General features: G+C 71.5%; 17 protein-coding genes. 9 read left to right on the top strand and 8 right to left on the bottom strand.

Translation table 11 applies throughout. The features are described from left to right. Positions 1 to 69 precede the first annotated feature (69 nt). Positions 70 to 2,682 (top strand): ATP-grasp domain-containing protein, encoded by a 2,613-nt coding sequence (locus ACZ60J_RS20800; RefSeq protein WP_469683726.1) that lies wholly within the window; start codon positions 70 to 72, stop codon positions 2,680 to 2,682. Positions 2,683 to 2,694: 12 nt separating this feature from the next. Here ACZ60J_RS20800 and ACZ60J_RS20795 read toward each other — a convergent pair whose 3' ends face one another. Next, entirely contained in the window at positions 2,695 to 3,858 is a 1,164-nt protein-coding gene (locus tag ACZ60J_RS20795) for an RNA-guided endonuclease InsQ/TnpB family protein (RefSeq protein ID WP_469684105.1), read from the bottom strand. A gap of 203 nt (positions 3,859 to 4,061) precedes the next feature. On the opposite strand from ACZ60J_RS20795, the gene ACZ60J_RS20790 reads away from it, so the two are divergent. From ACZ60J_RS20790 to ACZ60J_RS20780, 3 genes are all read left to right on the top strand, one after another. Continuing rightward, positions 4,062 to 5,399: an MFS transporter gene (locus ACZ60J_RS20790; protein WP_469683724.1), complete on the top strand. Its 1,338-nt coding sequence runs from the start codon at positions 4,062 to 4,064 to the stop codon at positions 5,397 to 5,399. After that, the gene (locus ACZ60J_RS20785; RefSeq protein ID WP_469683722.1) at positions 5,396 to 6,646 is read left to right on the top strand and encodes an aminotransferase-like domain-containing protein; all 1,251 of its coding nucleotides are present in this window, start codon (positions 5,396 to 5,398) and stop codon (positions 6,644 to 6,646) included. Before ACZ60J_RS20790 ends, ACZ60J_RS20785 begins: the two co-directional genes overlap by 4 nt. An 82-nt stretch (positions 6,647 to 6,728) precedes the next feature. Beyond that, positions 6,729 to 7,103 (top strand): nuclear transport factor 2 family protein, encoded by a 375-nt coding sequence (locus tag ACZ60J_RS20780; protein WP_399379687.1) that lies wholly within the window; start codon positions 6,729 to 6,731, stop codon positions 7,101 to 7,103. A 138-nt stretch (positions 7,104 to 7,241) separates the two neighbouring features. Here the strand turns inward: ACZ60J_RS20780 and ACZ60J_RS20775 are convergent, their stop codons facing one another. After that, on the bottom strand, positions 7,242 to 7,829 hold the full coding sequence (locus ACZ60J_RS20775; protein WP_469683720.1) for a DUF937 domain-containing protein: 588 nt from the start codon (positions 7,827 to 7,829) through the stop codon (positions 7,242 to 7,244). Between the two features lie 289 nt (positions 7,830 to 8,118). Between ACZ60J_RS20775 and recD2 the strand changes: the two genes are divergently transcribed. Next, on the top strand, positions 8,119 to 10,365 hold the full coding sequence (gene recD2 / locus ACZ60J_RS20770; protein WP_469683718.1) for an SF1B family DNA helicase RecD2: 2,247 nt from the start codon (positions 8,119 to 8,121) through the stop codon (positions 10,363 to 10,365). A gap of 183 nt (positions 10,366 to 10,548) precedes the next feature. Next, positions 10,549 to 11,838 carry a citrate synthase gene (locus ACZ60J_RS20765; protein ID WP_469683716.1) on the top strand — a complete coding sequence of 430 codons (1,290 nt, stop codon included), beginning with the start codon at positions 10,549 to 10,551 and terminating at the stop codon, positions 11,836 to 11,838. Between the two features lie 305 nt (positions 11,839 to 12,143). Here the strand turns inward: ACZ60J_RS20765 and ACZ60J_RS20760 are convergent, their stop codons facing one another. After that, positions 12,144 to 14,429 carry a heavy metal translocating P-type ATPase gene (locus ACZ60J_RS20760; RefSeq protein ID WP_469683714.1) on the bottom strand — a complete coding sequence of 762 codons (2,286 nt, stop codon included), beginning with the start codon at positions 14,427 to 14,429 and terminating at the stop codon, positions 12,144 to 12,146. A 129-nt stretch (positions 14,430 to 14,558) separates the two neighbouring features. Beyond that, on the bottom strand, positions 14,559 to 14,792 hold the full coding sequence (locus ACZ60J_RS20755) for a heavy-metal-associated domain-containing protein (protein WP_274553249.1): 234 nt from the start codon (positions 14,790 to 14,792) through the stop codon (positions 14,559 to 14,561). A 177-nt stretch (positions 14,793 to 14,969) separates the two neighbouring features. Here ACZ60J_RS20755 and ACZ60J_RS20750 point away from each other — a divergent pair, with 177 nt between their 5' ends. After that, a complete protein-coding gene (locus tag ACZ60J_RS20750; protein ID WP_469684103.1) occupies positions 14,970 to 16,226 on the top strand; it encodes a cation:proton antiporter in 1,257 nt (418 codons plus the stop codon). On the opposite strand, the gene ACZ60J_RS20745 is transcribed toward ACZ60J_RS20750, so the two are convergent. Further along, entirely contained in the window at positions 16,204 to 16,992 is a 789-nt protein-coding gene (locus tag ACZ60J_RS20745; protein ID WP_469683712.1) for a TetR/AcrR family transcriptional regulator, read from the bottom strand. The genes ACZ60J_RS20750 and ACZ60J_RS20745 overlap by 23 nt on opposite strands. 140 nt (positions 16,993 to 17,132) lie before the next feature. Between ACZ60J_RS20745 and ACZ60J_RS20740 the strand changes: the two genes are divergently transcribed. Continuing rightward, a complete protein-coding gene (locus tag ACZ60J_RS20740; RefSeq protein WP_469683710.1) occupies positions 17,133 to 19,430 on the top strand; it encodes an MMPL family transporter in 2,298 nt (765 codons plus the stop codon). 44 nt (positions 19,431 to 19,474) lie between these two features. Here the strand turns inward: ACZ60J_RS20740 and ACZ60J_RS20735 are convergent, their stop codons facing one another. The 3 genes from ACZ60J_RS20735 to ACZ60J_RS20725 form a co-directional block, all read right to left on the bottom strand. Further along, a complete protein-coding gene (locus tag ACZ60J_RS20735; RefSeq protein WP_469683709.1) occupies positions 19,475 to 19,675 on the bottom strand; it encodes a helix-turn-helix transcriptional regulator in 201 nt (66 codons plus the stop codon). A 269-nt stretch (positions 19,676 to 19,944) separates the two neighbouring features. Continuing rightward, complete coding sequence (locus ACZ60J_RS20730; protein WP_469683707.1) at positions 19,945 to 20,967, bottom strand: Gfo/Idh/MocA family protein; 1,023 nt, start codon at positions 20,965 to 20,967, stop codon at positions 19,945 to 19,947. A gap of 51 nt (positions 20,968 to 21,018) precedes the next feature. Next, positions 21,019 to 21,933, bottom strand: a complete 915-nt coding sequence (locus tag ACZ60J_RS20725; RefSeq protein ID WP_469683705.1) for a sugar phosphate isomerase/epimerase family protein — start codon at positions 21,931 to 21,933, stop codon at positions 21,019 to 21,021. 66 nt (positions 21,934 to 21,999) lie between these two features. On the opposite strand from ACZ60J_RS20725, the gene iolC reads away from it, so the two are divergent. Continuing rightward, positions 22,000 to 22,977, top strand: coding sequence for a 5-dehydro-2-deoxygluconokinase (iolC, locus tag ACZ60J_RS20720; protein WP_469683704.1), 978 nt, complete (start codon positions 22,000 to 22,002; stop codon positions 22,975 to 22,977). Positions 22,978 to 22,983 lie beyond the last annotated feature (6 nt).

The following is a 22,983-nucleotide window of genomic DNA, read 5'->3' as shown; positions in this document are numbered from 1 at the left end:
CGCAACCCCTGTTCTCCGGGGCGAACCCGCTCCACGCCCCGCATCGGAAAGGAACCCACCGTGGTCCTCATGACCCCCGAACGACAGCGCGTCATCCTCGTCGGCAGCCGCATACAGCAGTACCGGGAGTACGCCCTGGCCTCCCTCGCCCGGCACTACGAGGTCACCCTCGTCGCGCCGGAGGCCCCCACCTGGCAGGCCCGTTACGTGGAGACCCACCGGATCGCCGACACCACGGACGCCGCCAAGCTCTACGCCCCCGTCGCCGACCTGCGCGGCGAGGTCGCCAACGCCGCGATCGTCACCTGGGACGAGTGGTCGCTGGTCGCCGTGTCCTCGGTCGCCAAGAAGCTCGGCATGCGGGCCATGGACCCGGCCGCCGCCAAGATCTGCCGCGACAAGTACGCCACCCGCCAGGCCCTGGAAGCGGCCGGCATGGCCGCCGTCCGCTACATCCCGGCCACCACCGAGGACGAGGCCGTCGCCGCCGCCGAGTCCATCGGCTTCCCCGTCGTCGTCAAGCCCCGCACCCTCGGCGGCAGCTTCGGCGTGATGATGGCCCGCGACGTGGACGGCCTGCGCCGCGCCTTCCGGCTCGCCTCCACCAGCCGGCTGCGCGGCGCCGGCACCACCGCCTCGGTCCTGATCGAGGAGTTCATCGAGGGCCCCGAACTGAGCGTGGACAGCGTCGTCGTGGACGGTGTGGCCACCCCGGTCTGCGTGGCCCGCAAGCGCCTCGGCGCCCACCCGTACTTCGAGGAGGTCGGGCACCTGGTCACCGACTGGCGCCACGAGCCCTGGGCCGACGCCGTCACCCAGCTCGTCCAGGACTCGCACCGCGCGGCCGGAGTCGACTACGGCGTCACCCACACCGAACTGCGCGTCGCCGCGAACGGCCCCCGCCTGATCGAGCTCAACGGCCGCCTCGGCGGCGACCTCATCCCGCACCTGAACCAGCTCGCCACCGGCGTGGACCTGCCGCTGGCCGCAGCCCGGATCGCCTTCGAGGAGACCCCGGACGTCACCCCCACCCGCGCCCTCAGCGCCGAGGTCCGCTTCCTCTACCCGGCCTACGACGGCGCCGTCGACCGCGTCGTCCTGCCCGCCCCCGAGGACGTCGAGGACCTCGCCGAGGCCGTCGCCCTCGTGGAGCCCGGCGACGAACTGCTGCTCCCGCCCCGCGGCCTGACCCCCCGCTCCGCCGCGCTCATCGCCGTCAGCGAGACCCCGGCCGGCACCCGCCGCGCCCTGGACCGCGCCGAGGCGCTCTCCCGCACCGAGGTCTCCGGAGTCGCCGCGCACCGGCTCGGCGCCCGCGTCGAGAACGCCGTGACCCGCCGCTTCTTCGACCACGAGCGCACCGCGGCCCGCCAGACCGTCTCCGGAGTCCGCGGCGTGGAGTGGTTCCGCTACGGAGCCGGCGGCGGCGAGGGGCTCAACCGCCCCGTCTTCCTCAGCGAAGCCGACGTCACGGGCCTGGAGAACGACCTGAACGGCCTCTTCGAACTGCTCAAGGCAGTGCCCGCCCGGCTCTTCGGCGGCGACCTGCGCGCCTTCGCCACCGCCGTCGGCATGTCGCCCACCCAGGCCGACCTGGTGCTGCGCGGCTCCGTGGACGAGCTCGCCCCGCTCTCCCGCGCCGACCTGTACCGGGAGACCGGCGGCTTCCGCGTCATGGAGCTCAACACCGGCTCCTCGCTGGGCGGCTGGCAGATGGGCGAGTTCGCCCGCGCCCTGATCCAGGACGCCGAGTTCGCCGAGTTCGCGGCCACCGAGAACCTGGTCTACCCCGACCCGCTCGCCCGCATCACCGAGGTGCTGCGCCGCCAGGCCCCCTCCCTCGAAGGCGTCGAGCGGCCGTACCTGGCCATCACCGACTGGCCCGAGGGCTTCGAGAAGTCCAAGTGCTGGATGGAGTTCGTCGTCCCGGCCTTCGAGCGCCTCGGCTTCGAGACCGTCGTCTGCCACCTGGGCGACTTCGCGTACGAGGACGGCAACGTCCTCCACCAGGGCCGCAAGGTCGACGTGGTCTACCGGATGTTCCTGCCCGGCGAAATGCCCGACGAGCCCCGCACCTACGACCTCGTGAACCCGCTGCTCGACGCCGTCGAGGCCGGCACGGTCGAACTGTTCGCCCCGCTCGACTGCGAGCTGTACGGCAACAAGGGCAGCCTCGCGATGCTCAGCGACGAGCGCAACCGCGCCGTCTTCACCGAGGCCGAACGCGAGCTCATCGACCGGATCCTGCCCTGGACCCGCTTCGTCCGCGACGAGAAGGTCACCTTCGGCGGCGAGAAGATCGACCTGCTGCCCTACGCGATCGCCAACAAGGACCACCTGGTCCTCAAGCCCACCCTGCTCTACGGCGGCGTCGGCGTCACCCCCGGCTGGACCACCGACCAGAAGGAATGGGTCGCCAAGCTCCGCCAGGCCGTCGACGGCCCGTACGTCCTCCAGCACCGCCTGCTGCCGACCACCGAGCGGTTCCTCTCCGAGGACGGCGAGACCTGCGAGGACATGGCCGTCGCCTACGGAACGCTGATGGTCGACGGACGCTACGCCGGCACCCTGGCCCGCGGAGTCACCGACCCGGCCGTGGGCATCGTGAGCATGCTGCGCGGCGCCCAGATCGGCTGCGCGTTCCACGTCGACCCGGCAGCCGAGGGAGTGGAAGCCAATTGAGTCCTCCCCGCCCTAACGGGCGGGGATTCCTGGCTCACGTTGGCTGTGGACCGGCGGTCCGTCAGCTCTTACACGATCGGTACCAGCCGGGTTGAGACCAGCCCGGACGAGCATGACGCGTGCGGAGTTCTTGTCTCTGGGGGAGACGGCTCCGCATGCGGTGCACGTAAACGTTCGCATCGAGAGGGGTAGCGCGTGCTTGGTTCTCGCTCCGCACTGTGCGCAGTCCATGGTGGTGTGCGCGGGGTGGACAAGGTGCACGATGCGTCCGTGCTTGCGGCTCATCTCGATCAGAGCCGTCTTGGTCGCGGCCATCGCCGCGTCGGCTGCCTTACGGGCCAAGGTGGATTTGGCGAGGAAGTTCGGCCGGAAGTCCTCGACCGCGAGGGCGTCATGGTCTCGAACCACAGCCTTGGCCCACTTGCGGGCGGTGTCCTGGCGTTGCCGGGACACCTTCTTGTGGAGCTTCGCCGTCAGCCTCTTCGCTGCCCGGTAGCCCCGCGAACCGGGCTTGCCCTTCACCGGTTTCCGGCGGGCCATCATCCGTTGGTAGTGGGCGAGCCCAGCGGCGGCCTTCCGCCCGTGCTCGGGGTGCGGGAGGTCGTGGGCGTCGCTGGTGGTAGTCGCGGTCTCCCTCACGCCCCAGTCGATCCCGATCACCGCACCCGTCTCCGGAAGCCGCTGCACCTCGGCGGCGACGACGAAGGACGCGTACCAATGGCCAAGGGTGTCGCGGTAGATCCGTACCGAGGTCGGAGGCTTGGGCAGGTTCCGGGACCACACGATCGTCACGACGATGCCGCCCGCCAGGTGCAGACGCCCATCCTTCAATCGGAATCCGCGCTTCGTGTAGTTCAGGCTCGGGTCAGCCTGGTTCTTCCTCTTGTACCTCGGCATCCCTGCCCGCTGGCGCAGCGGCAGCCGTGCCTTAATGTCCTTGAGCGCCTTCGCACGGGATCTCCCGAAGTCCCGGATCAGTTGCTGCTGCGGAACGCTGCTGCCCTCACGCAGCCACGCGTTTGCTGTGCGGGCCACGGTCAGCAGCTTGTCGAGTCGAGCCGGACCGCACTTCTCGTCCTCGGCGTGGGCCTTCTTCGACCGGGCCACAGATTCGTTCCAGATCCACCGGCACCGCGCCCACTCTGCCTCCAGCGCGACGCAGGTAGTGGCCGACATGCGAAGCCGATATGTGTACCGGGCGTGCCCGGGCTCCTCGGTCACCTGCGCTGTCGTCACGCGGTCAACTTAACCAAGGCCACTGACAATCCAAGAAGGTGCAGGTCGCAACAGATGTGCAGCGCGCTCAGTCGCTTTGCGGCTCCGTGTCAACGACCCATTCTTCCCCTGGCCGAAACCCAGGGCGTCCAGGGAGAGGCCAAGTGACCGACATCGGGAACGGGGCCGCCGGGCCGGTGGAGGAGACGGCGGCCGCAGCACCGGCCGCCGCGCCCACCACCCTCTGGCGGGACCCGGAGTTCCTCAAGTTCTGGTCCGGGGAGGCGATCTCACAGGTCGGGGCCCAGGTCACGACCCTGGCGCTGCCGCTCACCGCGGTGCTGACGCTCGACGCCAGCTCCTCCCAGGTGGGCTTCGTCAACGCGGCCTCCTACGCCCCGTTCCTGATGGTCACCCTCCTGGTCGGCGTCTGGGTCGACCGGGTGCGGCGCAGGCCCCTGATGATCATGGCCAACGTGGGGCGGGCGCTGCTGGTCAGCGCGGTGCCGCTGCTGGCCGTGCTCGACCTGCTCCGCATCGAGTACGTGTACATCGCCGCGCTGCTCGTGGGCACCCTCACGGTGGTCTTCGACGTCTCCTACCAGTCGTACCTGCCGACCCTGGTCGGCAAGGAGCACCTGGTCGAGGGCAACAGCAAGCTCCAGGGCACCAGTTCGCTGGCCCAGATCGGCGGGCCCGGCCTCGCCGGTCTGCTCATCGGCTGGGTCACCGCCCCCTACGCCCTGCTGATCAACGGGGCCTCGTACGCCGTCTCCGTGCTCACGCTGCTCGCCGTACGGCGCGTCGAGCCGGAGCCGGTGCCCCAGCAGGAGCGGACTGGGATCCGGACCAGCATCGCCGACGGCATCCGGATCATCTGGGACAGCGCCCACCTGCGGGCCTGCGCCCTCCAGTCCGGTCTGTACAACCTGTGCTGGATGTCCCTCCAGACGGTCTTCGTGCTCTACGCGGCCCGCACGCTCGGCATCTCGCCCGGCGGCATCGGGCTGCTGCTGGGCACCGGGGCGGTCGGCTCGCTGGTCGGCTCGATGCTCGCGCAGTGGCTCAAGCGGAAGATCGGCCTCGGCCACGCCATCCTGGCGGCCCTGCTGCTGTGCTGCCTGGCCCCCGCGGCCATCCCGGCGGCCCCCGCCGACAACGGGGTGCTCTCGCTGGCCCTGTTCGTCGCCGCCTTCGGCCTGATCGGGGCCGGCGGCACCATGGCCAACATCCACATCATCAGCCTGCGCCAGTCCATGACCCCGGACCAGCTGCTGGGCCGGATGAACGCCGGGTACCGCTTCGTCTCCTGGGGGACGCTCCCGCTCGGCGCCCTGCTGGGCGGCTGGCTCGGCGACCTGATCGGGCTGCGCGAGACCCTCTTCGTCACCGCCGCGCTCTTCCTGACCGCGGTCCTGGTCGTCCTGAAATCGCCGGTGTGGCGGCTCAAGGAGTTCCCGCCGCAGATCGTCGCGCAGCCCCGGAAGGCGGATGCAAGGTGAGTCCCGAAACGCAGGCCGGAGCCGCCGTGCCCGGCGCCATCGCAACCCTGCTCGCCCGTCGGACCGGCTGGGGCCGCTCCGACGCGGTGAGCCGGATCCTGGCGGCCGCCGCCGCCCCCGGGGTGCTCTCGATGGCCGGCGGGATCCCGGCCCCCGACAGCTTCCCCGTCGCCCGGCTCGCCGAGGCCACCGACCGGCTGTTCGCCAGGGCGGAGGGGTCGGGCGGGTCGGCCGTACGAGCGCTCCAGTACGCCCCCACGGACGGCATCGCCCCGATGCGCGAGGTGATCGCGGCCCGGGCGAGCGCGACCGGGGCGCCCGTCGGCCCCGACCGGGTGATGGTCACCGCGGGCAGCCAGCAGGGCCTGGACCTCGTCGCCCAGACCCTCATCGACGAGGGCGACGAGGTGGCCCTGGACGACCCGAGCTACCTGGGCGCCGTACAGGTCTTCCGGCGGGCCGGCGCCCGGCTGCTGCCGGTGCCCGGCGACGCGGACGGGATGCGCACCGACGTACTGGAACAGCGGCTCCTCGCCGGGGCCCGGCCCAAGCTGGTCTACGTCGTACCGCACTTCCACAACCCCACCGGAGCCGTGCTCTCCGAGGAGCGGCGCCGCCACCTGGCCGCGCTGGCCGAGCGGTTCGGCTTCCTCGTCGTCGAGGACGACCCGTACGGGGACCTGGCCTTCGAGGGGAGCAGGCTGCCGTCCACCGACGTCCACAGCGGGCGGGTGGTCCGGCTGATGAGCCTCTCCAAGACGGTCTGCCCGGGGCTGCGGGTGGCGGGACTGGTCGCCCCGGCCGAGCTGATCGGGGAACTGGTCGCCGCCAAGCAGTGCGGGGACCTCCAGACCAACACCTTCGGCCAGTACCTGCTCGCCGACCTGCTGGGGGACCCGGAGTTCCTGCCGGCCCACCTGGCGGGCCTGCGCACCCTGTACGGCGGCCGGGCCCGCGCCATGGAGACCCTGCTGCGCGAGCGGCTGCCCTGGCTGGAGTTCGAGCGGCCGCGCGGCGGGCTCTTCTTCTGGTGCCGGCTGACCGACCCCCGGGTGGGCTCCGACGCGCTGTACGCGCACGCGCTGGCGCAGGGGGTGGCCATCGTGCCCGGGACGCCCTTCTGCATCGAGGAGGACGGCTCGCGGGTCCTGCGGCTGTCCTTCGCCTCCCTGGACGACGCGCAGCGCCGGGAAGGGGTCTCGCGGCTGGCAACGGCCTGGGAAAAGGCCCTTGCCGACGGGCCGTGACCCGTCTTCCGTCCTCTGCGCCCCTCTCGCTTCTGTCCCTCTCGTTTCCGTCTTTCCGTCCACACCCTTAAGGAGCATGGCCGTGACAACGACGTCGCCCGCACCGGTGACCGCCGAATCCCTGGTGGCCCGGCTGTTCCAGGTGATCGACACCCGCTCGTGGGACCGGCTCGGCGAGGTCTTCGCGCCGGACGCCGTGTACGAACGGCCGGGTTACCCGGCACTGGAGGGTCTCGACCGGATCCGCCGGTTCTACGAGCACGAACGGATCATCACCTCGGGCGCCCACGAGGTGAGCCAGGTGACCGGGGGCCTCGCCGCGGCCGCCTGCTGGGGGCGGTTCCAGGGCGCCGACAAGGAGGGCGCGGCCCTGGACGAGGCCTTCGCCGACACCTACCTCGTCCGCGACGGCAGGATCGAGCGCCGCAAGACCTTCTTCTTCCGTCCGGCGATCTGACACCCGATCCGGCCGGTGACGTGCAGCCGATCCGGCCGGTGACCGCATCCGGGCCGGGTCCGGACCGCTGGGAGGCGGTCCGGACCCGGCCCGGGGCCGTTTCGTCCGAACGGGTGAGGCGCTGCTCGAAGGCCCCGGCTACTTCTTGCCGCCGCCGAGGATCTGGCCGAGCAGGTCGCCGAGGCCGCCGCCGGCCCCGGGGGCCCCGGGGGCCGCGCCCGCCGCTCCCGGTACGGCTCCCGGCGACGGGATCGGGGACTCGGCGCCCGCCGCCGACGGCGCCCCGGCGCCCGCGCCCCCGGCCTTCCCGGCGGCACGCTTGGCGAAGACCGCCAGCAGGACCGGGATCAGCATCTCGATGACCCGGGCAACGGTGGGCGCGGGGATGCCGGTCTTCTTGGAGACCGCGTTGGCCACGGGCTTGCTCACCTTGGCGAGCACCCCGGCCATCATCCCGCCGCTGAGCAGGCCGCCCAGGCCGCCGCCGAGGGTGGCCACGCCTTCCAGCGGGGCCTGGGTGACCTCGGCGAAGGCCTGGCGGACTTCGTTGCCGTCGTCGTCATCGGCGTCGGCCTTCTGCTGGAGGTCGCCGGTCATCGCCCCGACCGTTTCCGCGACGGTGTCGCGGGCGCCGTTCGTGTCGGTGCCGAGGAGGCCGGCGATCTCGGTCAGTTTGTCGTCGCCGAGTTCGGCCAGCACGTCGTCCTGGAAGGAAGGTTCGCTCATGCCTGAAACGCTACTTCTGTGGTGATTGGGCGGCACCTCGGATGGCGTCCGGAGCCCCCTGAGGTAATGGAAAGGTAAAGTTCCGGATCCGCGTGCAACCACGGACGGGGGTGGCGGGTCGTATGGTGCGTCGGGACTTCCGGGGGGGATCCGGGGGGATCCGGGAAGTCCGACGAGGGAGGGGTAACCGTGAGGGGGTCCGGCCGAAAGGCAGGACCCCCTTCTGGTTGTCCGCCGGGATGTCCACAGGCCCTGCGGAACTGTCGCACCCGGGCTGTAGCTTCGGGCCATGACGACGAACGCGGCCGCGGCGCCGGCGGTGGTCGAGGGGGTGCTGGAGCGCATCACCTACGCCAATGAGGAGAGCGGGTACACGGTCGCCCGGGTGGACACCGGCCGTGGCGCAGGCGATCTGCTCACGGTCGTCGGATCCCTCCTCGGGGCCCAGCCGGGTGAATCGCTGCGCATGGAGGGCCGCTGGGGCTCGCACGCCCAGTACGGCAGGCAGTTCACCGTGGAGAACTACACGACGCTGCTGCCCGCGACCATCCAGGGGATCCGGCGCTACCTCGGTTCCGGCCTGATCAAGGGCATCGGCCCGAAGATCGCCGACCGGATCGTGGAGCACTTCGGCCTCGACACCCTCGACGTCATCGAGGAGCAGCCGAAGCGGCTGATCGAAGTGCCCGGCCTCGGCCCCAAGCGGACCAAGCTGATCGGCGCCGCCTGGGAGGAGCAGAAGGCCATCAAGGAGGTCATGGTCTTCCTCCAGGGGGTCGGCGTCTCCACCTCCATCGCGGTGCGCATCTACAAGAAGTACGCCGACGCCTCCATCTCCGTGGTCAAGAACCAGCCGTACCGGCTCGCCGCCGACGTCTGGGGCATCGGCTTCCTCACCGCCGACCGCATCGCGCAGGCCGTCGGCATCCCGCACGACAGCCCGGACCGGGTCAAGGCCGGCCTCCAGTACGCGCTGTCCCAGTCCGCCGACCAGGGGCACTGCTTCCTCCCCGAGGACCGGCTCATCGCCGACGGGGTCAAGCTGCTCCAGGTGGACACCGGGCTGGTCATCGACTGCCTGGCCGAGCTCGCCGCCGATCCGGAAGGGGTCGTACGGGAATCCGTGCCGGACCCGCAGGGCGGCCCGGACCCCCTCACCGCCGTGTACCTGGTGCCGTTCCACCGCGCCGAGCTGTCCCTGGCCGGCCAGGTGCGCCGCCTCCTGAACACGGACGAGGACCGGCTGCCCGCCTTCCGGGACGTGGACTGGGACAAGGCCCTGGGCTGGCTCGCCGGCCGGACCGGAGCCACCCTGGCACCCGCGCAGCGGGACGCGGTCCGCCTCGCCCTCACCCGCCGGGTCGCGGTCCTCACCGGCGGGCCGGGCTGCGGGAAGTCCTTCACCGTGCGCTCGATCGTGGAGCTGGCCCGGGCCAAGAAGGCCAAGGTCCTCCTCGCCGCCCCCACGGGCCGGGCGGCGAAGCGGCTGGCCGAGCTCACCGGGGCCGAGGCCTCCACCGTGCACCGGCTCCTGGAACTGAAACCGGGCGGGGACGCGGCGTACGACCGGGACCGGCCGCTGGACGCGGACCTTGTCGTCGTGGACGAGGCCTCGATGCTCGACCTGCTGCTGGCGAACAAGCTGGTCAAAGCCGTGGCACCGGGTGCCCACCTGCTGCTGGTCGGGGACGTGGACCAGCTGCCCTCGGTCGGGGCGGGGGAGGTGCTGCGCGATCTGCTCGCCGAGGGCGGGCCGGTTCCGGCCGTGCGGCTGACCACCATCTTCCGGCAGGCCCAGCAGTCCGGGGTGGTGACCAACGCCCACCGGATCAACACCGGCCTGCCGCCGATCACGGACGGGCTGCCGGACTTCTTCCTCTTCCCCGAGGAGGACACCGAGGAGGCCGGAAAACTCGCCGTCGACGTCGCCGCCCGTCGAATTCCGGCCAGATTCGGTCTCGACCCGAGGCGGGACATCCAGGTCCTGGCCCCCATGCACCGCGGTCCGGCCGGCGCCGGAAACCTCAACGCGCTGCTCCAGCAGGCCATCACGCCGGCCCGGCCGAACCTGCCCGAGAAGCGGTTCGGCGGCCGCGTCTTCCGCGTCGGCGACAAGGTCACGCAGATCCGCAACAACTACGACAAGGGCGCCAACGGCGTCTTCAACGGCACCGTCGGCGTGGTCACCGGCCTTGACCTGGAGGAACAGCGGCTGACGGTGCGCACGGACGAAGACGAGGACGTGGCCTACGAGTTCGCGGAGCTCGACGAGCTGGCCCACGCGTACGCGGTCACCATCCACCGCTCCCAGGGGAGCGAGTATCCGGCCGTCGTGATCCCTGTCACCACCGGCGCCTGGATGATGCTCCAACGGAACCTGATGTATACGGCCGTCACCCGGGCGAAGAAATTGGTCGTCCTGGTCGGGTCCCGCAAAGCCCTTGCCCAGGCCGTGCGTACCGTTTCCGCAGGCAGGAGGTACACGGCCGTCGCGCCGAGACTGTCCGGCCGCATACCGGTGGGAAACATCACCTAGATGATCGATCATTTGGGGTTCCTACAACGGTTGCGGAGGGGGCAGGATGTGCAGGCTGGCGGCACTGAGTGCCGTCAAAATCACCAAAGCTCGACCCCGAGTGCACTCACCTGTGCCAAATGGGGGAAGGTAGAGGCAGTCAGGGCACCTCGAAGAAGAGGCACTACGTCGGTGAGGGATGACGTGAGCGACAACTCTGTAGTACTGCGGTACGCGGACGGTGAATACACCTACCCGGTGGTCGAGAGCACCGTCGGTGACCAGGGCTTCGACATCTCGAAGCTCAGGGCTCAGACCGGGCTGGTCACCCTGGACAGCGGCTACGGAAACACCGCCGCCTATAAGTCCGCCATTACCTACCTCGACGGTGAGCAGGGCATCCTGCGCTACCGCGGTTACCCGATCGAGCAGCTGGCGGAGCGCTCGACCTTCATCGAGGTCGCCTACCTGCTGATCAACGGGGAGCTGCCGACCGTCGACCAGCTCGCGTCGTTCCGCAACGAGATCACCCAGCACACGCTGCTGCACGAGGACGTCAAGCGCTTCTACGACGGCTTCCCGCGCGACGCGCACCCGATGGCGATGCTGTCCTCCGTGGTCAGCGCGCTGTCGACGTTCTACCAGGACAGCCACAACCCGTTCGACGAGAAGCAGCGCCACCTCTCGACGATCCGGCTGCTGGCCAAGCTCCCGACGATCGCGGCCTACGCGTACAAGAAGTCGGTCGGCCACCCGGTGGTCTACCCGCGCAACGACCTCGGCTACGTCGAGAACTTCCTGCGCATGACCTTCTCCGTGCCGGCCCAGGAGTACGACCTGGACCCGGTCGTGGTCGCCGCGCTCGACAAGCTGCTGATCCTGCACGCGGACCACGAGCAGAACTGCTCGACCTCCACCGTGCGTCTGGTCGGCTCCTCGCAGGCGAACATGTTCGCCTCGATCTCCGCCGGCATCTCGGCGCTGTGGGGCCCGCTGCACGGTGGCGCCAACCAGTCGGTCCTGGAGATGCTCGAGGGCATCAAGAACGACGGCGGCGACGTCGACGCCTTCATCCGCAAGGTGAAGAACAAGGAAGACGGCGTCCGCCTGATGGGCTTCGGACACCGCGTCTACAAGAGCTTCGACCCCCGGGCGAAGATCATCAAGGCGGCGGCGCACGATGTCCTCTCGGCGCTCGGCAAGGACGACGAGCTCCTCGACATCGCCCTGAAGCTGGAAGAGCACGCGCTGGCCGACGAGTACTTCGTCGAGCGCAACCTCTACCCGAACGTCGACTTCTACACCGGCCTGATCTACCGGGCCATGGGCTTCCCGACCGAGATGTTCACCGTGCTCTTCGCGATCGGCCGGCTGCCCGGCTGGATCGCCCAGTGGCACGAGATGATCAAGGAGCCCGGCTCCCGCATCGGCCGCCCGCGCCAGATCTACACCGGCGAGGTCCTGCGCGACTTCGTCCCGGTCGAGTCCCGCTGACCCGAGGGCCGAGCCGCAGTAACCGCAGGACCAGTAGGACGCGCAGTACAGGAAAAGCGCCCCGCCATCGATCCCCCCACGGGTCGAAGGTCGGGGCGCTTTCCTTACCCCGGAACGGATTCCCCCCACGGGACCCGGACCGGGTGTCTTCGTGCCGCGTGCACGTGTAAGCGAACGTGTAGTCGTCCCAACACGTTTTCGGCATCGCCCCATTAGACCCGTGGCCCTGCCCGAAGGTTACGCCGGGGTCCCTGTGATCTGCGTCTCGTGTGAAGAGGGTGTGCGCGAGACGTGAAGGGTGATCACTAGCGGAAGGACCGCAGCCGCAGGCTGTTGGTGACCACGAAGACCGAGGAGAAGGCCATCGCGGCCCCCGCGATCATCGGGTTGAGCAGTCCGGCGGCGGCCAGCGGCAGCGCCGCGACGTTGTAGCCGAAGGCCCAGAAGAGGTTGCCCTTGATGGTGGCCAGGGTCCGGCGCGAGAGCCGGATCGCGTCGGCCGCGACCCGCAAGTCGCCCCGTACGAGGGTCAGGTCGCTCGCCTCGATCGCCGCGTCGGTGCCGGTGCCCATGGCCAGGCCCAGGTCGGCCTGGGCCAGCGCGGCCGCGTCGTTGACCCCGTCGCCGACCATGGCGACCGTACGGCCCTGCGCCTGCAGCCGGCGCACGACGTCCACCTTGTCCTGCGGGAGGACCTCGGCGATCACCTCGTCGATGCCCACCGCGCGGGCCACGGTCTGCGCCACGGCCTGGTTGTCGCCCGTCAGCAGGACCGGGGTCAGCCCCAGCGCCCGCAGCCGGGACACGGCCTCGGCGCTGGTCTCCTTGACCGCGTCGGCCACGGTCAGCACGCCGCGGGCCTCCCCGTCCCAGGCGACCAGCACGGCGGTCGAACCCTCGGCCTCGGCGGCGGCCTTGACCTCGGCGAGGGCGGCGGGCAGCGGGATCGACCAGTCGGCGAGCAGCTTCTCGCGCCCCACCAGGACGGCGTGTCCGTCGACCACGCCCTGGACGCCGAGGCCTCCGTGGTTCTCGAAGCCCTCGGGAACCGCCAGACCGCCGGGGAGCTCCGCGGCGCCCGCCGCGACGGCCCGGGCGATCGGGTGCTCGGAGGCGTGCTCCAGGGACCCGGCCAGGCGCAGCAGTTCGGCGGCGTCCACACCCTCGGCGGGGTGGGCGGCGGACAGGGTCATCCGGCCGGTGGTCACGGTGCCGGTCTTGTCCAGGACGACGGTGTCCACGCGACGGGTGGACTCCAGCACCTCGGGCCCCTTGATCAGGATGCCGAGCTGCGCGCCCCGGCCGGTGCCGACCATCAGCGCGGTCGGAGTGGCCAGGCCCAGGGCGCAGGGGCAGGCGATGATCAGGACGGCCACGGCGGCGGTGAAGGCGGCCGTCGGGTTGTCGGTGATCAGCAGCCAGGTGACCCAGGTGCCCAGGGCCAGGACGAGCACGACCGGGACGAAGACCCCGGAGATCCGGTCGGCGAGGCGCTGCACCTCTGCCTTGCCGTTCTGGGCGTCCTCGACCAGCTTGGCCATCCGGGCCAGCTGGGTGTCCGAGCCGACGCGGGTGGCCTCGACGACGAGCCGTCCGGAGGTGTTGACGGTGGCCCCCGTGACGGTGTCGCCGACGGTGACCTCGACCGGGACCGATTCACCGGTCAGCATGGCGGCGTCCACGGCGGAGCTGCCCTCGACGACGGTGCCGTCGGTGGCGATCTTCTCGCCGGGCCGGACGAGGAACCGGTCGCCCACCGCGAGCGCGCTCACGGGGATCCGCACCTCGGTCCCGCCGCGCAGGACCGCCACGTCCTTGGCGCCGAGCCGCATCAGGGCCTTGAGGGCCGCGCCGGCCTTCCGCTTCGAGCGGGCCTCCAGGTACCGGCCGAGCAGGATGAAGCTGACGACTCCCGCCGCCACCTCCAGGTAGATCGCCGAGGAGCCGTCCGTGCGGGACACGGAGAAGTCGAAGCCGTGCCGCATGCCGGGCATGCCGGCGTGGCCGAAGAACAGGGCCCACAGCGACCAGAGGAAGGCCGCCCCGGTGCCGACCGAGACGAGGGTGTCCATGGTGGCCGCGCCGTGCCGGGCGTTGGTCCAGGCGGCCTTGTGGAAGGGGAGCGCGCCCCAGACGACGACGGGGGCGGCCAGGGTCAGCGAGAGCCACTGCCAGTTGTCGAACTGCAGGGCCGGGACCATCGCGAGCAGGACCACGGGCAGCGAGAGCGCCACGGAGACCAGCAGGCGCTGGCGCAGCGCGGCCAGTTCGGGGTCGCGGGCCTCGGTGGGGGCCTGCGCCTCCTCGGCCCGCTCGGGCTCCGGCGGCGGGGGCTCCTCGGCGGTGTAGCCGGTCTTGACGACCGTCGCGATGAGGTCGGCGACCTGGACGTCTGCGCCGTAGGAGACCTTGGCCTTCTCGGTGGCGTAGTTCACCGAGGCGGTGACCCCGTCCATCCGGTTCAGCTTCTTCTCGATGCGGGCCGCGCAGGAGGCGCAGGTCATCCCGCCGATGGTCAGCTCGACCTCGGCGGCGGGCGCGGTGGCGCCGTCCGCCGCTATGGGTCCGTCGTGCACTGTGCTGCTGCTCATGATCCGGGCTCCAGGGGGAGGGCCGGGCCGTACGGAACCAGTATGAGCTGGCCGGTACGGCCCGGCGGGGTGCTGCGGGTGCTGCCTAAGCAGGTGGTGCCGAAGCGGGTGCTGCCGAAGAGGAGGTGCTCAGGCCTGGCCTGCGAACTCGTAGCCGGCCTCGTCGACGGCGGCGCGTACGGCGGCCTCGTCGAGCGGGGCGGCCGAGACCACGGTGACCTCGCCGGTCGCGGCGACGGCCTTGACCGAGCTGACGCCCGCCAGGGCGGAGAGCTCGGCGGTGACCGCGCCCTCGCAGTGCCCGCAGGTCATGCCGGTCACCCGGTAGACGGTGGTGGTCTGGGTGTCCGTGTCGGCGCTCATGTCGTTCTCCTCTTCAAGGGCGTGTCCGGGGGCCGGGAGGGGGTGGCGGATCGCCCGTAAGGAGTCCACCGTTCGTCCCGACACTTCGAGACTATACCCCTAGGGGGTATCGACGCGAGCATCCGACGAGATCTTTTGCGGTGGACAATCCGTGCGAAGCGTATGTAAATGGCACCCATGGCGCACTCGGGGACCACTCTCATCCTGATCATGTCGATCGCGGTGCTCGCGCCTCTGCTCGCGTACGGGGTCTCGCGCTGGCTCCCCGTCCCGCTGGTGATCTTCGAGATCGCCCTGGGCGTCCTGGTCGGACCCGACGTCCTCGGCTGGGCGCACTCCACCGACGTCGTCGACGTGCTCAGTGAGCTCGGGCTCGCGATGCTGATCTTCCTGGCCGGGTACGAGATCCAGTTCGCCCAGGTCAAGGGCGACACCCTGAAACGGTCGGTGTGGGCCTGGGTGGCCGCCCTCGCGCTCGGGCTCGGCATCGGGCTGCTGCTGTCGGGCGGCGGGTTCGACAAGGGCGTCTACATCGGCACCGCGCTCACCAGCACCGCCCTCGGCACGATCCTGCCGGTCCTGCGGGACTCGGGGGACCTCCAGAGCCGGTTCGGCTCGGTGATGATGGCGATGGGCGCGGTCGGCGAGTTCGGGCCGATCATCGCCATGGCCCTGCTGCTCAGCGGGCGCGCGCCGGGGCAGTCGGCGGCGCTGCTGATCGGCTTCGCGGTGCTCACGGCCGGCGCCGTGTTCTGGGCGATGCGGCCCAAGCCGCCCTGGTTCGCCCGGGTCATCGCCAAGACCCTGCACAGCAGCGCGCAGTTCGCGGTGCGCCTGGTGGTGCTGATCCTCGTCGCGTTCCTGGCGCTCTCCGAAGTGCTCGGCCTCGACGTCCTGCTCGGCGCCTTCGCCGCCGGGCTGATCACCCGGCTCGTGCTGCACGGGGCCGCCCCGGAGAGCAGCGAGGCCGTGCTGTCGAAGGTGGAGGCCATGGGATTCGGCTTCCTGGTGCCGCTGTTCTTCGTGGTCACCGGGATCGAGTTCGACCTGGCCGCGCTGCTCGGGGGCGGGCGGGCGCTCCTGCTGCTGCCGGTCTTCCTGCTGCTCTTCCTCGTGGTGCGCGGCCTCCCGATGTGGCTGCTGGCCCCCCGGGACCTCGGGCGCCGGGACCGGTCGGCGCTGGTGCTGTTCGGCTCCACGGCGCTGCCGCTGGTGGTGGCGATCACCACCCTGGGCGTGCAGGAGGGAAAGCTGGGGTCGGGGGAGGCCGCGGCGCTGGTCGGGGCCGGGATGGTGTCCGTCCTGGTCTTCCCGCTGGTGGGGCTGCGGTTGCGGGCGGGATCCTCCGGTGACGGCTCCGGTGCGGGATCCGGAGCCGCCGGGCCGGGATCCGGGGACGTCGGGAGGATGGTCAGCGAGGAGGAAGCGTGGTGAACATCGGGTCCAGGTAGCGGAGCAGGACGGACTTCAGTTCCGCGACGTACGCCTCCCGGTCCGCGCCTTCGGCGGCCAGGATCAGTTCGAGCGAGGCCTTGACGATCCCGAGCACCGTGTGGGCGACGTGGGTGAGGTGCGTGTCGGCGGCCGCGGCGTCGGTGGCCGCGGCGGCGGGGGCGCCGGGTGCGGCGGGGGCGCCGAGGGCGCGCAGCACCTCCTCGACGCGGGTCAGCATGCCGACGTGCAGCTCGTCGTGCTCCTGGGAGATGCCGGGGATGCCGGCGCCGTGCATGAGCGCCCAGAAGGCCGGGTTCTCGCAGTTGAAGGCGATGACCGGATCCAGGACGGCGTCGAGCAGCTCGGGCAGCGGCCGGTTCAGGTTCTCGGGGAGGAAGGCCCGGCCGTGCGCCTCGTGGGCGCGCTGGAGCAGCTGTCCGCCCAGCTCGACCGCGATGGCCTCCTTGTTCGGGAAGAACTGGTAGAGCGTGCCCGGGGAGACGCCGGCCTCGCGGGCGATCGCGTTGGTGCTGGCCGCCGCGTAACCCGTACGGCAGAACACCCCCGCGGCGGCCGACAGGAGCTGGGCGATCCGGCGCTCACCGCGGGCCTGGCGGCGGCGGGGGGCGGCTTCCGGCGCTGCCTCCGGCGTGGCCTTCGCGGCCTTCGCAGGCTTCGCGGCCCCGGCGGCTGCCGCGGCCTCCACAGCTTCCCTGGTCAGTTCTCCCGCTTTGTCCAGATTTTTGGTCCGCGAGGTCTCCCGCATGTCCAATCCCTTGCTCCCGTTGCTTCCCGTGGGTGATTGACAAACGCGAGAGGTCGCTCGCATTCTTGAGAAACGCGAGCGACTGCTCGTGTTTGCCAGTCTAAGTGGCCTGGCAATCACGGTGAAGGGGACACCGAGTCATGTCTCAAGTCAAGAAACCGCCGTCGCCTGGGGAGGGCGGCCGGTGGACCGGGTTCGTCACCACACGGCCGAGGCTCTCGCTGCTGCTCGCCCTCGTGGTCACGGCCCTGGCCGTCTTCGCGGGCGGAGGCGTCGCGGACCGGCTCGGAAGCGGGGGCTGGGAGGACCCCGGTGCCCGCTCCACCTATGCCACCAAGGCGCTGGAGCGCGAGTTCCCCGGCTCCCAGCCCAATCTGCTGCTCCTCGTCGACGTCGGGGCCGCGGGGGCCACCGGAGCCGCCGGGGCGGCCGGGGTGGACGACCCCGCCGTCGCCGCCGAGGCCGAGCGGCTGACGGCGCGGCTCGCCGCCGAGCCGGGGGTGACCGGCGTGGGCTCGTACTGGCGGACCGGGATGCCCACCCTGCGCTCCGAGGACGGCCGCCAGGCCCTGATAGCCGCCCGGGTGCTCGGCGACGAGAAGACGGCCAACGCCCTCCTGGACCGGATCGTGCCGAGCTACCGCGGCGAGCACGGACCGCTGAAGGTGTCCCTCGGAGGCCAGGCCGCAGTCCAGCGCGAGGTGACCTCCACCATCCAGGAAGACCTGCTGCGCGCCGAGCTGATCGCCCTGCCCGTGACGCTCGTCCTGCTCGTCCTCGTCTTCGGCAGCGCCATCGCGGCCCTGCTGCCCCTCGGTGTCGGCATCGTCGCCATCATCGGAACCAATGCCGTGCTGCGCGGACTCACCGAGTTCACAGACGTCTCCGTCTTCGCCCAGAACCTGACCACCGCCCTCGGGCTCGGCCTGGCCATCGACTACGCCCTGTTCATCGTGCGGAGGTTCCGCGAGGAGCTGGCCGCCGGGCGCGACCCGGTCGCGGCCGTCGGAGTCACCCTGCGGACCGCCGGGCGGACCGTCCTGTTCTCGGCGCTGACCGTGGCCGTCGCCCTCTCGGCCATGCTCTTCTTCCCGATGTACTTCCTGCGCTCCTTCGCCTACGCCGGAGTCGCGGTCGTCCTGCTCGCCGCCGCGGCCGCGCTCATCGTGCTGCCCGCGGCCCTGGTCCTGCTGGGGGAGCGGGTCAACTCCTTCGACCTGCGCCGGCTGTGGCGCCGCGGCGGACGGGCCGGGAGCGACCCGGGGCAGGCCGGAGGCGGGCGCGGCTGGGCCCGTCTGACCGGCCTCGTGATGCGCCGCGCCCCGGTGTTCGCCGTGGCCACCACGGCCGGACTGCTGCTGCTCGGACTGCCCTTCCTCGGAGTGAAGTTCGGCACCGTCGACGACCGGCAGCTGCCGGCGACCGCCGAATCGCACGTGGTGCAGCAGCACATCCGCGAAGGCTTCCCCGGCACCCCCGGCGGAGCACTGACGGTACTGACCGAAGGCGCCCCCGGCGCCGCCGATCTCGACGCCTACAAGCAGCGGGTGGCAGCCCTGCCCGGCGTGCTGGGGGTGGAAGGACCGGTGAGTTCGGCCTCCGGCACCGGATACGCCTACTTCTCGGTGCTCACCAAGGGCGAGGAAGTGGGACAGGAGGCCCAGGACCTGGTGGGCCTGGTCAGGGCGGTGGACGCCCCATTCGAAAGGGCCGTGACCGGACAGGCCGCGGTGCTCGTCGACGCCCAGGACGCCATAGCCGGGAAACTGCCCCTGGCCCTGGCCGTCGTGGTGCTGGCCACGCTGCTCCTGGTCTTCCTGCTCACCGGAAGCCTGCTGATACCCGTCCAGGCGGTGCTCCTCAACGCGCTGAGCCTGACCGCGATGTTCGGGGCGGTGGTGTGGGTGTTCCAGGAGGGCCACCTCTCCGGACTGCTGTCCTTCACCTCCACGGGAGACATCGAGACCACCCTGCCCGTGCTGATGTTCTGCATCGCCTTCGGACTCTCCATGGACTACGGGGTGTTCCTCATATCCCGGATCAAGGAGGAGTACGACCGGACCGGTGACCACGAGGGCGCGGTGCGCACCGGGCTGACCCGCACGGGCGGACTGATCACCGCGGCAGCCGTGATCCTGGCGGTGGTGATGGTCGCCATCGGCAGCTCGCGGGTGACCAACACCAAGATGCTGGGCCTGGGCATCGCACTGGCCGTGCTGATGGACGCGATGGTCGTGCGGAGCCTGCTGGTGCCGGCGGTGATGAAGCTGACCGGGAAGGCCACCTGGTGGGCGCCGGCGCCGCTGCGCCGACTGCACGAACGCTTCGGGCTGAGCGAGGGGGAGCCGGCACCGACCGCCGGGCCGACCGGGCCGACCGGGCCGTCCGGGCCGTCGGAGCCGTCCGAGCCCGTGCCCGTGCCCGCAGGGAGCCGCTAGCGGACGGGGCCCGGGAGGGTCCCGTCCCTGGACCGGACGCCGCGTCAGTCCTCGCGGCGTCCGCGGTTGCCGGGCCGCTGCGCCACCCAGGTGCGGATGGTGTCGGCGTACCAGTAGGGCTTGCCGCCCTCCACGTGGTCGGGTGCGGGCAGCAGCCCGTGCTTGCGGTAGGAGCGCACCGTGTCCGGCTGGACCCGGATGTGAGCGGCGATCTCCTTGTACGACCACAGCTGTCGGTCGCTCATCCTCGACACCTCCTCGTCCACGCCGCGGGGCCGGCCGGGAGGCCGTCGGGGGAGCCGGCGCGTGGACACTGACGATCACTCAGGTTCTGCCCGGGGAACGACGCAGGGTGAGGTCAGGGGAGGGGCTGTCGTCCGGCTGTGACGGAAAGCCCGCGTAATGCGGACATGCGTGACATGCCGGCGACCCTCGTGACACACGTGACACAGGTGGCGGACGGCACACGGGGTACAGGTGGAGCCCTCGGTGTGACGGGGCCGGGGCGGCCGGGTCAGCGGTAGAGGGTCGGGCGCGGGGCCAGTTCCACCTGGGTCCGTACGCCGCTGCGGGCCGCGGTGAGGCCCGCCTCGGAGACGGCCGCCGCCGCATAGCCGTCCCACGCGTCGGGACCGTCCACGCGGCCCCGCGCGGCCGCGGCGACCCAGCGGCGCAGCTGGCGGTCGTAGGCGTCGGCGAACCGCACCGTGAAGTCCTGGTCGATCTCCCCGCCCCACCGGCCCGCGGACTGGACGACCATCGCGTGGCCGTCGCCGATCCGGGCGGTGCCGGACTCGCCGACCGCCTCGCACTGCACCTGGTAGCCGAAACCGCAGTTGACGAAGATCTCCACGTCGACCACGGCCCCTCCGGAGGTCTCCATGAGGACGAACCGGGGATCGCGCAGCCCCTCGCGCGCGGCAGAGGCGGCCGAGGAGGGCGTCGGGGAGAGCACGGTCACCGCGGTGATCTCCTGGCCCAGCAGCCAGCGGGCCGCGTCCACCTCGTGCACCACCGAATCGCTGATCAGCATGTCGCTGGTGAAGAAGGACGGCGAGGCGGCGTTGCGGTGCCGGCAGTGCAGGAACAGCGGCCGCCCGATGCCGCCCGCGTCGAGCAGCTCCTTGAGCCGCGCGTACTCGGAGTCGTAGCGCCGCATGAAGCCGACCTGGACGAGCCGGCGGCCCAGCCGCGCCTCCGCATCCATGATCCGCAGGGCGCCCGCCGGATCGGGGGTCAGCGGCTTCTCGCAGAGCACCGGCAGCCCCCGCTCCAGGGCGTGCAGGATCGCTTCCTCATGGGCCGGCCCGGGCGAGGCGATCAGGACCGCGTCCACCCCGGGCGCCGCTATCGCGGTGGCCGGATCGGTGTGCGCGCCCGCCCCCTCCAGACCGGCCGCGACCTCCTTGACCCGGTCCCCGTCCGGGTCGGCCACGGCCACCACCCGGGCACCGCCGACCGACCGCCCGAAGCGGCGGACGTGGTCGGAGCCCATCTTCCCGGTACCGATGACGGCGATGCCGAGCGTGCTGGTCATGTTCTGTTCCTCCACGGGGGTTCGTACGGCAGGTGCGGCCGGGGGCTCTGTTCAGCGGGCGCCGCAGGAGCGCAGGTAGGCGCGGGTGCGGCGGGCGATCGGCAGCGGACGGTCGGGCGGGCACGGGTACATGTCCTGCTCCACGATGGCGAACAGGTCCACGCCGAGCCGCTCGGCGGCCGCCAGCACCGGTTCCAGCGCGGGCACCCCCGCCGGCGGCTCGCACATCACCCCGCGGGCAACCGCCGGCCCGAAGGGGACCTGGTCCCGCACGACTTCGGCGAGGATCCGCGGGTCGACCTGCTTGAGGTGGAGGTAGCCGATCCGCTCGCCGAAGGTCTCGACGGCCCGGACGCTGTCGCCGCCGCAGTACGCGTAGTGCCCGGTGTCCAGGCAGAGCGAGACCAGCGCGGGATCGGTGGCGTCGAGGAAGCGCGCCACGTTCTCGGGGGTGTCGATGTGCGTGTCCGCGTGCGGGTGCACGACGATCCGCAGCCCGTACTCGTCCTGGACCCGCTTCCCCAGCCGCTCGGTCTGCGTGGTCAGTTCGCGCCAGCCCTCCGGGGTGAGCGTGCGGTCCTCCAGCACCTCGCCGGTCTTGTCGTCCCGCCAGAAGGACGGGATCACGACGAGGTGCGCCGCGCCCATCGCCCGGGTGAGTTCCGCGATCCGCGACACGTGCTCCCAGGTGTCCTCCCACACGGCGGGCCCGTGATGGAGTCCGGTGAAGACGGTTCCCGCGGAGACCCGCAGGCCGCGCGCCCCGACCTCGTCGGCGAGCCGGACGGGATCGGTGGGGAGGTAGCCGTAGGGGCCGAGTTCGATCCACTCGTACCCGGCTTCGGCGACCTCGTCGAGGAACCGCTCCCACGGGGTCTGCCGGGGATCGTCGGGGAACCAGACCCCCCAGGAGTCCGGAGCCGAGCCGACGCGGATACGGGTCAACGCGGTGGGTGAGGACGTCATACGGCCACCTTAGGGTGCGAGGCTCTTGGGTACGGGGAGCACTCGGGCGGGAGGAATGGTGTGGTGATGGCTGCGGATCCGTTGGCGTTCGACCTGATCACGATGGGCCGGATCGGGGTGGATCTCTACCCCCTGAAGACGGGCGTACCGCTCGGCGAGGCGGACACCTTCGGGAAGTTCCTGGGTGGTTCCCCGACCAACGTCGCCGTCGCGGCGGCCCGGCTGGGCCGGCGGACGGCGGTGATCACCCGGACCGGCGCGGACCCCTTCGGCGCGTATCTCCGGTCGGAACTGCGCGGGTTCGGGGTGGACGACCGGTGGGCCGGGCAGGTGGCGGCCTATCCGACGCCGGTGACCTTCTGCGAGGTCTTCCCGCCGGACGACTTCCCGCTGTACTTCTACCGGTACCCGAAGGCACCGGACCTGGAGATCGCAGCGGACGAGCTCGACCTCGACGCGGTGCGGGCGGCGCGGGTGTTCTGGATGACCGGGACCGGGCTCAGCGCGGAGCCGAGCCGGACGGCCACCCTGGCCGCGCTGGAGGCGCGCGGGAGGAGCCCGTTGACGGTCTTCGACCTGGACTGGCGCCCGATGCTGTGGCCCTCCGGGGAGGGGGCGGGGTCCGAAGCCGGGGAGTGGTACCGCCGGGCGCTGTCCCTTGCCACCGTGGCCGTGGGCAACGCCGAGGAGTGCGCGATCGCCACCGGGGAGACCGAGCCGTACGCGGCCGCGCGGGCGTTGCTCGCGGCCGGGGTGGAGCTCGCGGTGGTGAAGCGGGGCCCGGCCGGGGTCCTGGCCGTCCACCGCGACGGGACGGTGGCCGACCTGCCACCGGTGCCGGTGACCGTCGTCAACGGGCTCGGCGCCGGTGATGCCTTCGGCGGCGCCCTGTGCCACGGGCTGCTCGCCGGATGGGAGTTGGAGCGGGTGATCCGCTACGCGAACGCGGCCGGGGCGATCGTGGCCTCGCGGCTGGCCTGTTCGACCGCGATGCCGTTCGCGGGGGAAGTCGAGGAGGTGCTCGGCCGTGCCGGTGGTGTCTGAGTGGGC

It is taken from the genome of Streptomyces sp. NPDC104226, assembly GCF_055584085.1.
This window is presented reverse-complemented; position numbering and strand designations above follow the sequence as displayed.

Excerpts from the sequence above, each read along its gene's own strand:
- ACZ60J_RS20755 (WP_274553249.1), bottom strand. The coding sequence starts at position 14,792 with ATGAGCGCCGACACGGACACCCAGACCACCACCGTCTACCGGGTGACC.
- ACZ60J_RS20745 (WP_469683712.1), bottom strand. The coding sequence starts at position 16,992 with ATGCGGGAGACCTCGCGGACCAAAAATCTGGACAAAGCGGGAGAACTG.
- ACZ60J_RS20725 (WP_469683705.1), bottom strand. The coding sequence starts at position 21,933 with ATGACGTCCTCACCCACCGCGTTGACCCGTATCCGCGTCGGCTCGGCT.
- ACZ60J_RS20740 (WP_469683710.1), top strand. The coding sequence starts at position 17,133 with ATGTCTCAAGTCAAGAAACCGCCGTCGCCTGGGGAGGGCGGCCGGTGG.
- ACZ60J_RS20795 (WP_469684105.1), bottom strand. The coding sequence starts at position 3,858 with ATGTCGGCCACTACCTGCGTCGCGCTGGAGGCAGAGTGGGCGCGGTGC.
- ACZ60J_RS20775 (WP_469683720.1), bottom strand. The coding sequence starts at position 7,829 with ATGAGCGAACCTTCCTTCCAGGACGACGTGCTGGCCGAACTCGGCGAC.
- ACZ60J_RS20800 (WP_469683726.1), top strand. The coding sequence starts at position 70 with ATGACCCCCGAACGACAGCGCGTCATCCTCGTCGGCAGCCGCATACAG.
- recD2 (WP_469683718.1), top strand. The coding sequence starts at position 8,119 with ATGACGACGAACGCGGCCGCGGCGCCGGCGGTGGTCGAGGGGGTGCTG.
- ACZ60J_RS20750 (WP_469684103.1), top strand. The coding sequence starts at position 14,970 with ATGGCGCACTCGGGGACCACTCTCATCCTGATCATGTCGATCGCGGTG.
- ACZ60J_RS20735 (WP_469683709.1), bottom strand. The coding sequence starts at position 19,675 with ATGAGCGACCGACAGCTGTGGTCGTACAAGGAGATCGCCGCTCACATC.
- iolC (WP_469683704.1), top strand. The coding sequence starts at position 22,000 with ATGGCTGCGGATCCGTTGGCGTTCGACCTGATCACGATGGGCCGGATC.
- ACZ60J_RS20730 (WP_469683707.1), bottom strand. The coding sequence starts at position 20,967 with ATGACCAGCACGCTCGGCATCGCCGTCATCGGTACCGGGAAGATGGGC.
- ACZ60J_RS20760 (WP_469683714.1), bottom strand. The coding sequence starts at position 14,429 with ATGAGCAGCAGCACAGTGCACGACGGACCCATAGCGGCGGACGGCGCC.